The organism is bacterium (assembly GCA_022616075.1).
GTDB lineage: Bacteria > Acidobacteriota > HRBIN11 > JAKEFK01 > JAKEFK01 > JAKEFK01.
In genome coordinates this window covers 1-8,072 of the sequence record JAKEFK010000018.1, presented here as the reverse complement: position 1 = coordinate 8,072, position 8,072 = coordinate 1, and the positions used below count along the sequence as shown (strand labels likewise).

Sequence of the window (8,072 nt, the reverse complement as noted above, 5' to 3'; positions counted from 1 at the left end):
GCGGGCATCCCTGCCCGCAATGAACTCGTCGAGCTACCAAGTTTTTGCGGACTGGAAGTCCGCGCTCCAACTGACTTTTTGGACAGTCTCCCGCACCACTTTCCACTAGCCAAACTTCACGGGGAGCATAAATTTAATTAGGTATGAAGGTGAAACTAAAAATTCGGAAGCCACCCAGGCCTGATGTTCCTACGTTTTGTGCAGAATGTACGGCTCCCATTGCGCCTGAAGCAACTTTCTGTGGTACCTGTCATGCGCCGATTGTTCGCAGGTATTGTCCGAAGTGTTCCCGTTTGGTTCCCGAAAATACAAAAGCTTGTCCGTATTGTGGCACTTCTTCCAAAGCGAAAGTCCGTGAAACACCAGGACTTTCCAATCTTGCTGTCATCGGAGTGATCGCAATGGGCGTTGTCTTCTTCCTGGTAGCTGGATTCTTTCCATCCGAACAGGAGAAACCGAAGATTGTGCCGCCACCGAATGTTCAACTCACTGATTCAGTTGCTCCTGTAAGTTTGGCTGGAAATCAAGTTCAAGCAGGCGGAGCAGTTCCTGCAACAGGGCAGCAACCGGTAGTGCAGTCCGATGAAGAAGGAGCGACATTGAATCTACAAGCGTATGAGTTGATTCAGCAGAAAAATTATCAGCAAGCTGAACCGATTCTGCGAAGAGCGTTGCAATCTTTTCGACCCGGAACGACGAATGTTGGCTATAAGTTTGCGTTATATAATCTCGGACACGTTTTGCGGCGAACCGGAAGGGTGAAAGAGGCGATCCCGTTTCTGGAGCAATGCGTGAAGATTGATCCGGCATGGTCAAAAGCCCAAACAGAATTAGCTGTAGCGAAAGGCGCAGTTCAGCCGAAGCCGGTAACGCAGGTTAGCCAGAATCTTTAGTAGTTTAGCAAAGTAGCGCGGACGTCTCGTCTGCGGTGCTAGCAGCGAAACGCTCGTGTTATAAGATCGCAGGCGAGACGCCCACGCTACTCACTAGGCTCGCTTTTCAGCTTTTCGGTTGGAAAATTCAGGAAGAACTTCCATTACTTTCAACGCCATGTCGAAGCGGTTGAATGGCGGCATAATGTAACTTCCGTGGATCATGGGTTTGCAATCCAGCAGAGCTTCTTGTGCGATTTTGATTCCTTCAGCACGACCGCTTTCTCCATCGCCGGCATGCTGCATCCGGTTACGAATGTGTTCTGGAATGGACATCCCGGGCACTTCGTTGTGTAGGAACTCAGCATTCTTGGCTGAAGCAAGCGGCAAAATTCCAAGCAGAATGGGAATCTTTACATCTTGAATGCGGTTCATAAAATTTTCAAACAAACGCAAATCATAAACCGGTTGCGTCATTACGAATTCGGCCCCTGCTTCCACCTTATAATAGAACCGCTTGATTTCTTCTTCGATATTGACGGCGCCTGGATTTGCTCCCACACCGATGTGCAGGGCCGTTGGTTCCCCGATCGGGTTTCCTGCGAGATCCAATCCCTGATTCAAGCGATTGGCGATTTGAGTCAGGCCGATTGCATCGACATCAAAGACGGCCGTAGCGCTCGGATAATCACCCATTTTTGGCGGATCACCAGTGATGATGAGGATATTGCGCAGACCCAGAGCATGAGCTCCGATCAAGTCCGCCTGCATGCCCAGCAGATTCCTGTCGCGACAACAGTAGTGAATGATGGTTTCCACTTCCAGCTGGTGTTTGAATACCATCGCCAGCGAAAGGGGACTCATCCGCGCCGTAGCGCGTGGACCATCTGCGATGTTGATCGCATCCACCTGGGCGCGCTGCAATAGCTTTGCGCCTTCTATAACCTTCTGGATGTTTACACCTTTGGGTGGATCAATTTCAACAACGACAACGAATTTTCCATCTGCAAGTTTTCGGGCAAGAGGTGTTTTCTCCGCAACAGGGACCGCCTGAACATTCGCGGGTGCTGCTTCCTTCATTCCGGTTCCCGTGACGAATAAGCGGGAGGGCTGAAGCACTTTGACTACGGTCTTGATCGACTTCATGTGCTCTGGTGTTGTTCCACAGCAACCGCCCAGAATTCGGACGCCGGCTTGAATGAATCGTTTGGAGAACTTGGACATGTAATCAGAGGAACAGAGATAGATGTAACGTCCATCCACGAGTTTCGGGAAACCGGCGTTCGGCTGGGCTGCCAACGGTGTCTTGGTAAGCTCCGCCATTTTGCGAATGCTTTCCAGCATGATCTGCGGTCCAACGCTGCAATTCAATCCGATTGCATCCAGCTTGTAGGGAGCCAATTTCAGGACGATGGTTTCCGGCGTATCACCCAGCGGACTATTTCCATCATCTGTGATCGTCATTTGCGCAATCACAGGAAGATTACAGACTTCGCGCACGGCCAGAATTGCTTGCTCCAGCTCTTCGAGACGCGAAAACGTCTCCAACATAAACAAGTCCACGCCTCCTTCGACCAATGCAAGGACCTGTTTCTTAAAGGCGTCCCTTGCCTCTTCATAAGCTAGTTTGCCAATCGGTTCGATCGGGACTCCTAAAGGGCCAATCGATCCCGCGACAAAGGTCTCTTTGCCGCCGACCTCTCTGGCGAGTTTTGCGCCTATGTAGTTGATTTCCTGAATCTTTGCATCGAAGCCGTGAAAGAGGAGCTTAAACTGATTGGCTCCAAAAGTGTTTGTTTCGATGATGTCCACACCTGCCTGTATATAGGCTTTGTGGACTTCTTTGACCAGATCGGGAGAGGAAAGGTTCAGTTCATCAAAACAACGGTTTATGAAAATGCCCTTTTGATAGAGCATCGTTCCCATAGCTCCGTCGCAGAGCAAAATCCTTTGAGCCAGTTCTTCGCGAAAATCTTTCATACCGTAAACTTCTGAGTCTACTGCCTTGAGACTCATTTCGCAAGTTGTACTGGAAAGATGGTTTAATAGTTGAAGGAGGCGAATATGAAGTCCTATCTGATCGCTATATTTGTTGTTCTCTTTGGCTGGGAGGTGTCGGCTGTTGAAATCAATCGTCAGGCGATGAAAGACCAACGAGATCTTGCCGGCAGCAAAGATCATCCTATGATCAGTCGCATTCCGGATTCGTGGATCGTCCAATATGAAGCAAAAGCATTCGATGAAGTAGAAATCATTTTAGGAAAGGCCTTGCGTCAAAAAAACGCATTTGAGAAGTCGGACAGAGTCGAAGGCAAAGTAACCCGGATCGGCTATGCATTTCCGGAAGGTCGATCCACATTGGAAGTTTTACGCCAGTACCAAACGGCCCTTCAGAAAGTAGGTTTTCAACAACTCTACAGCTGTACCGCAGATGAATGTGGCGGCCTGACCTTTGTTATCAACTGGGAAAAACTCCCAGGAGAAACCAGCGCTTGTTACTTCTACGGATGCAAGGATGATACCGTGCGTTATTATGCTGCAAGGTGGAAGCGCGCCGAAGGCGATATGTATGTCACCTTGATGGTATTTACTCCGGTCGCACATGCCAAAAATGTGATTGCTTTTCTGAGAATCATCGAAGTAAAGCCGATGGAAGAAGGTCTCGTGACGGTAGATGCTGCGGCCATGGCTCGGGACATTCAATCTCAAGGCCATATTGCAATTTACGGAATTTATTTTGATTTCAATAAGGCGGACATCAAACCGGAGTCTCAAGCGACAATCGCAGAAATTGCAAAGCTATTGAAGCAAAATTCAGACATGAAACTGTATTTGGTAGGCCATACCGACAATCAGGGGACTCTGCCCTACAACATGGATCTGTCCCAACGGCGAGCGGAAGCAGTTGTGCGTTCCTTAACGAGAGATCATGGAATATCCGCAGCACGTATGGTGGCAAAAGGAGTAGGACCTCTTGCACCGATAGCTTCCAACGCTTCAGAAGATGGCCGGGCAAAAAACCGGCGTGTGGAATTGGTGCAGCAGTAAGAATCTTGGTGGATTACCCAATGTGCTGGACGTTGCGCTGAATGTTTTTTACAATTCGGCAACTGCAGGATGCGCATCAGAATGATATAATTTATTCACTATGGGTGGAACTCCTTCCCGGGCGCGTGAAATCACTTCTGAAGAACTATTGCGAATTCCACGGGACGGTTTCAGGTATGAGCTCGTCGAAGGTATACTCAAAAAGATGTCACCAACAGGAGGAAAACACGGAAAAGTAACCGTAAGGATTACGACTCCCTTGGCGCAACACGTTCAAGCACACGATCTGGGGCAAGTCTATGCTGCAGAAACGGGCTTCAAAATAGCTTCTAATCCCGATACAGTCCTGGCCCCAGATGTTGCTTTCGTTTCGCAAAATCGTGTTGAAAAAATGGGAGACGTCGAGGGCTTCATTCCAGGCCCACCTGATCTTGCTGTAGAAGTAGCGTCACCCTCGGACTTATTTTCAGAAACAGAAGAAAAGGAACTGCGTTGGTTGGAAGCCGGATCGAGAATGGTCATTGTTGCTGATCCACGGAAGAAAACTATTACAGCCTATCGATCGAGATACGACATTAAAGTTTTAAAAGAAGGTGATATATTAGATTGCGAGGACATCATCCCCGGATACAAACTTTCTCTGAAAGGTATCTTCGACTGAACCTAGCGCTTCTTCACGGGTGAAATAAAAGAATCAGGCATCATGTGCACAGCCACTTCGACCGCCATCTGCTCTGCAAACGCGACAGGATCGATTCAATAGACGCGGTCAACAGAATATTTGTCTCACATTCAACTCAAGCGGAAAACTGAAAGAGATTCAAAAATCTGATGAGATAAATACCGCAGATCTGAGGGCACTAGTTCTGGCAATTAATTTGCTGTTGAAGCACACTTGAAGCTAGAAGGAGCTGCCATGAGTCTCAGAATTTTAGTTGTTTTTCTTGGAGCCTGCCTGATTGCAAGTTGCGCTACTAACCAGATTAGTTCACCGGTATCCAATTCGGAAACTGTAGGTTACTTGCAGGGTCAAGTGACAATCGGACCACTCTGTCCGGTGGAAACTGTGGACAATCCCTGTTTACCTGATCCGTCTTTGTTTACATCCCATAAGCTTCTGATTTTTTCAGCGGATAAGAAGTTAGTGAAAGAAGTCGATATCGATGGTTCAGGAAATTATCGAACGGATTTAATGCCCGGGACCTATACAGTTGATTTTAAGCCACGCGACATCGGAATTCCCGGTACTTTTGATCCGCCAAAAGCGGAAATTCGCCAGGGCGAAACAACAATTTTGAATATTCATATCGATACAGGTATCCGGTAGAAGATTCAATTCTCCTGATGAAACTTAAAATTAAAAGTGCGAAGAGTTTCCTACGGGCGATTCTCATTGAAAATCGTAGATCTGGAAGATTTGATTCATATCAAGGAAGAAAGCGGCAGGCCTCAGGATCTTGCTGATGCGGAGGCTCTTCGGGAAATTCGGAGGATGAAAAAGAAATGAAAGCCCTTCAGTACTTTTCAAGGGAGTATCTCCAGCAGTGCCGTGGTCTGTCCGCGAAAGAAATTCTTCATTTTTTAGAGGACTTTCACAATTTGCACTAACAAATTGATCAGTCTCAAGGTTCTAGGAGGACCATCTGAATGAGTTGAGAAGGCGTTGTCATCGGAACAGAACTGAGTGGTGTTGAGGTACTTAAGATGGTGAACATTTAAGCGGCAATCGATCACGACCACTTTTGGAACTGGCTTAAGAGGGTATCTCCATGACGGCATCGCGGATGCTCAATTTATGTTCCTACACGCTTCGAACTTGACGTGCATACAGATATGATGCATCTTTATATGCATGAGAACCACATTAAACATTGATGAAGATTTGTTGAAGAAAGCGGAGCGGTTGACCGGCATCAGTGAAAAGACGTCGTTAGTCAGGCTTGGCCTGGAAGCGCTAATCGCGCGAGAAGCAAGCAAGCGGTTGAGTCAACTGGGCGGTACGGAAAAGGGGTTAAGGGAAATACCGAGAAGACGTCCGAAATTGAATCATGGAGCTCGTTGATACCTCGGTTTGGGTTCAGCATCTCCGATATGGAAATGATTCCTTGATGCTTTTGCTAAACAATCATCAAGTGCTCTGTCATCCATTTATCATCGGAGAGCTTGCCTGCGGATCGATTGGCAATCGAATTGAAATTCTAAGTCTGCTCAGCGCACTACCGCAATCTGTCCTCGCGGATCATGACGAAGTCATGGAATTCGTGGAGTCAAATCGGCTTTACGGCCGTGGGATCGGATGGATTGATCAGCACTTACTGGTATCTTCGCTATTGAGTCATGCTCGGCTATGGACACTTGATTCGCGTCTTTCCAACATGGCCGCTCGGCTCGGAATTGCTTACGAATGTTGACTACCTTCATGGAAGTCCATTAGCGGTTAAGATTCCGCAACTGCACGGTGAGCAGCAGAAATGATATAATTTATTTACTATGGCTGTAATTCCTCCTCAGACCGGGGAAATCACTTCTGAAGAGCTATTGCGGATACCACGAGACGGATTCAAGTATGAGCTTGTCGAGGGTATACTCAAAAAGATGTCGCCAACGGGCGGAAAACACGGAAAAGTTACCGCAAGGATTACTGGTCCTTTGGTGCAACACGTTCATGCACGCGGTCTAGGACAAGTCTATGCTGCCGAAACCGGGTTCAAGATAGCTTCGGATCCTGATACAGTCCTGGCCCCTGATGTTGCATTCGTTCCTCGAAAGCGTGTTGAAGAAATGGGAGATATCGAGGGCTTCATTCCAGGCGCACCGGACCTCGCCGTAGAAGTAACCTCACCCTCGGATTCATTTTCAGAAACAGAAGGAAAAGTACTGCGTTGGTTGGAAGCCGGATCGAGAATGGTCATCGTTGCTGATCCCCGGAAGAAAACGATCACAGTCTATCGATCGAGAACCGACATTAAAGTTTTGAAAGAAGAGGATATATTGGATTGCGGGGATATCATCCCGGGATACAGACTTTCTCTGAAAGGTGTGTTCGACTGAAATCCAACGCTTCTTCAAGGATCAAATAAGGAATCGGGAATCATGTGCACAGCCACTTCGATCGCCATCTGCTCTGCAAACGCAACAGGATCGATTAAGCGTGTGAGGTAATCTTGGCTTTGCTCTTCGATCCACATCTGTCTCATGTCTTCATCCAGGTTTTCAGGTAGACCGAGAGAGAGTCCCAAAACAACGGTCTCAGCAAAAACTGTGTCGATGGACTGTGAGTTTTCAATGTCCAGGCCGGTCATGTCAGTTTGAAGGAGACGAAGGATTTGTTTGGGAACTATCAAGCCTTCCTGGATTGACAGATTCGTTGTAGGAAGGAAGTTAACGTAGCGTTCAATGTTCTCGCTTCCAGCTGAAGGATTCGGTACCAGACCTTTCTTATGCTCTAACTGCGATCTGAAATGGCCTAACCTATGAGGTGCAGCAACAATCAGTTCCCGTGCCATCAGGAAAGGAAGGTCATTTCAATGATTGCCCGGAGAAATCTCTGTAATCACTTTCTCTACAAATAAGTCTGGTGTGAGGATCTGGCTTTCGCACAATTCTGCCAGCCCTTTAGAATTTTTGTTGTAAATGAGCTCTAATGTGTGATCTCTGAATTCCTCAAGATCCATTTCACCCTTCAATGCACGTTGCAGATCATCCTTGTCCATAGGCTTAACTAATAATGTCGAAGTATGTTGATAAAGCGAGCCACCGGTCTCCTTCCAGTGAACGGAGCTTCTCTAATAGCTGAGTAATATCCGTTTCGTTCAGAACCTTTGCCGGAATTCCCGGATCAGGCGGCATCCAATCGAGATTCAGCGGTTCATCCGTTAGCACGGCTAATAGATGTTCCCGGCCGGGTTTGCCCGTGACAACAAAAGAATCATATCGGGATCCTGGCTGCGGTAAATAAGTGCGCCCGACATCGATTTTTGTGACAGGAGCAAACCGGGACGGGCACAAACAATAAAGGATGCCTTCAGGTCCTTCATCCAGCAGTATTAAATGACCCTTTCGTTCTGATTCAATTGCAAGACAGAGGTGGCTGCCGAGTTTGTGACCATGTTGTACGCTTTCTTGCGGAGCGCCCAAACCCCGTGTAGCTAG

At 47.6% G+C, this 8,072-nt stretch carries 12 protein-coding genes; 8 read left to right on the top strand and 4 right to left on the bottom strand.

Annotated features, from left to right (window positions below; all coding sequences use genetic code 11):
- Positions 1-143: 143 nt before the first annotated feature.
- Positions 144-893 carry a tetratricopeptide repeat protein gene (locus tag L0156_01405; protein ID MCI0601650.1) on the top strand — a complete coding sequence of 250 codons (750 nt, stop codon included), beginning with the start codon at positions 144-146 and terminating at the stop codon, positions 891-893.
- A 93-nt stretch (positions 894-986) separates the two neighbouring features.
- Here the strand turns inward: L0156_01405 and L0156_01400 are convergent, their stop codons facing one another.
- Entirely contained in the window at positions 987-2,852 is a 1,866-nt protein-coding gene (locus L0156_01400; GenBank protein MCI0601649.1) for a bifunctional homocysteine S-methyltransferase/methylenetetrahydrofolate reductase, read from the bottom strand.
- An 84-nt stretch (positions 2,853-2,936) separates the two neighbouring features.
- Between L0156_01400 and L0156_01395 the strand changes: the two genes are divergently transcribed.
- From L0156_01395 to L0156_01365, 7 genes are all read left to right on the top strand, one after another.
- Positions 2,937-3,920: a DUF4892 domain-containing protein gene (locus L0156_01395; protein MCI0601648.1), complete on the top strand. Its 984-nt coding sequence runs from the start codon at positions 2,937-2,939 to the stop codon at positions 3,918-3,920.
- Between the two features lie 100 nt (positions 3,921-4,020).
- A complete protein-coding gene (locus tag L0156_01390) occupies positions 4,021-4,581 on the top strand; it encodes a Uma2 family endonuclease (protein MCI0601647.1) in 561 nt (186 codons plus the stop codon).
- Positions 4,582-4,836: 255 nt separating this feature from the next.
- On the top strand, positions 4,837-5,247 hold the full coding sequence (locus tag L0156_01385) for a hypothetical protein (protein MCI0601646.1): 411 nt from the start codon (positions 4,837-4,839) through the stop codon (positions 5,245-5,247).
- A gap of 36 nt (positions 5,248-5,283) precedes the next feature.
- Positions 5,284-5,427 (top strand): hypothetical protein, encoded by a 144-nt coding sequence (locus L0156_01380; protein ID MCI0601645.1) that lies wholly within the window; start codon positions 5,284-5,286, stop codon positions 5,425-5,427.
- Between the two features lie 345 nt (positions 5,428-5,772).
- Positions 5,773-5,982: a type II toxin-antitoxin system VapB family antitoxin gene (locus L0156_01375; protein ID MCI0601644.1), complete on the top strand. Its 210-nt coding sequence runs from the start codon at positions 5,773-5,775 to the stop codon at positions 5,980-5,982.
- Positions 5,969-6,331 (top strand): VapC toxin family PIN domain ribonuclease, encoded by a 363-nt coding sequence (locus L0156_01370; protein ID MCI0601643.1) that lies wholly within the window; start codon positions 5,969-5,971, stop codon positions 6,329-6,331. Before L0156_01375 ends, L0156_01370 begins: the two co-directional genes overlap by 14 nt.
- Before the next feature lie 79 nt (positions 6,332-6,410).
- Complete coding sequence (locus tag L0156_01365; GenBank protein ID MCI0601642.1) at positions 6,411-6,971, top strand: Uma2 family endonuclease; 561 nt, start codon at positions 6,411-6,413, stop codon at positions 6,969-6,971.
- A gap of 14 nt (positions 6,972-6,985) precedes the next feature.
- On the opposite strand, the gene L0156_01360 is transcribed toward L0156_01365, so the two are convergent.
- The 3 genes from L0156_01360 to L0156_01350 all read right to left on the bottom strand — a co-directional run.
- A complete protein-coding gene (locus tag L0156_01360; GenBank protein MCI0601641.1) occupies positions 6,986-7,426 on the bottom strand; it encodes a hypothetical protein in 441 nt (146 codons plus the stop codon).
- An 18-nt stretch (positions 7,427-7,444) separates the two neighbouring features.
- On the bottom strand, positions 7,445-7,633 hold the full coding sequence (locus L0156_01355; protein ID MCI0601640.1) for a hypothetical protein: 189 nt from the start codon (positions 7,631-7,633) through the stop codon (positions 7,445-7,447).
- A 4-nt stretch (positions 7,634-7,637) separates the two neighbouring features.
- Positions 7,638-8,072, bottom strand: a 435-nt coding sequence (locus L0156_01350; GenBank protein ID MCI0601639.1) for a DUF4384 domain-containing protein, incomplete at its 5' end; no start/stop codon positions are given.

What these genes read in the sequence shown, in the direction of transcription:
- L0156_01405 (MCI0601650.1), top strand. Translation starts at nt 144, where the DNA reads ATGAAGGTGAAACTAAAAATTCGGAAGCCACCCAGGCCTGATGTTCCT.
- L0156_01400 (MCI0601649.1), bottom strand. Translation starts at nt 2,852, where the DNA reads ATGAAAGATTTTCGCGAAGAACTGGCTCAAAGGATTTTGCTCTGCGAC.
- L0156_01395 (MCI0601648.1), top strand. Translation starts at nt 2,937, where the DNA reads ATGAAGTCCTATCTGATCGCTATATTTGTTGTTCTCTTTGGCTGGGAG.
- L0156_01390 (MCI0601647.1), top strand. Translation starts at nt 4,021, where the DNA reads ATGGGTGGAACTCCTTCCCGGGCGCGTGAAATCACTTCTGAAGAACTA.
- L0156_01385 (MCI0601646.1), top strand. Translation starts at nt 4,837, where the DNA reads ATGAGTCTCAGAATTTTAGTTGTTTTTCTTGGAGCCTGCCTGATTGCA.
- L0156_01375 (MCI0601644.1), top strand. Translation starts at nt 5,773, where the DNA reads ATGAGAACCACATTAAACATTGATGAAGATTTGTTGAAGAAAGCGGAG.
- L0156_01370 (MCI0601643.1), top strand. Translation starts at nt 5,969, where the DNA reads ATGGAGCTCGTTGATACCTCGGTTTGGGTTCAGCATCTCCGATATGGA.
- L0156_01365 (MCI0601642.1), top strand. Translation starts at nt 6,411, where the DNA reads ATGGCTGTAATTCCTCCTCAGACCGGGGAAATCACTTCTGAAGAGCTA.
- L0156_01360 (MCI0601641.1), bottom strand. Translation starts at nt 7,426, where the DNA reads ATGGCACGGGAACTGATTGTTGCTGCACCTCATAGGTTAGGCCATTTC.
- L0156_01355 (MCI0601640.1), bottom strand. Translation starts at nt 7,633, where the DNA reads ATGGACAAGGATGATCTGCAACGTGCATTGAAGGGTGAAATGGATCTT.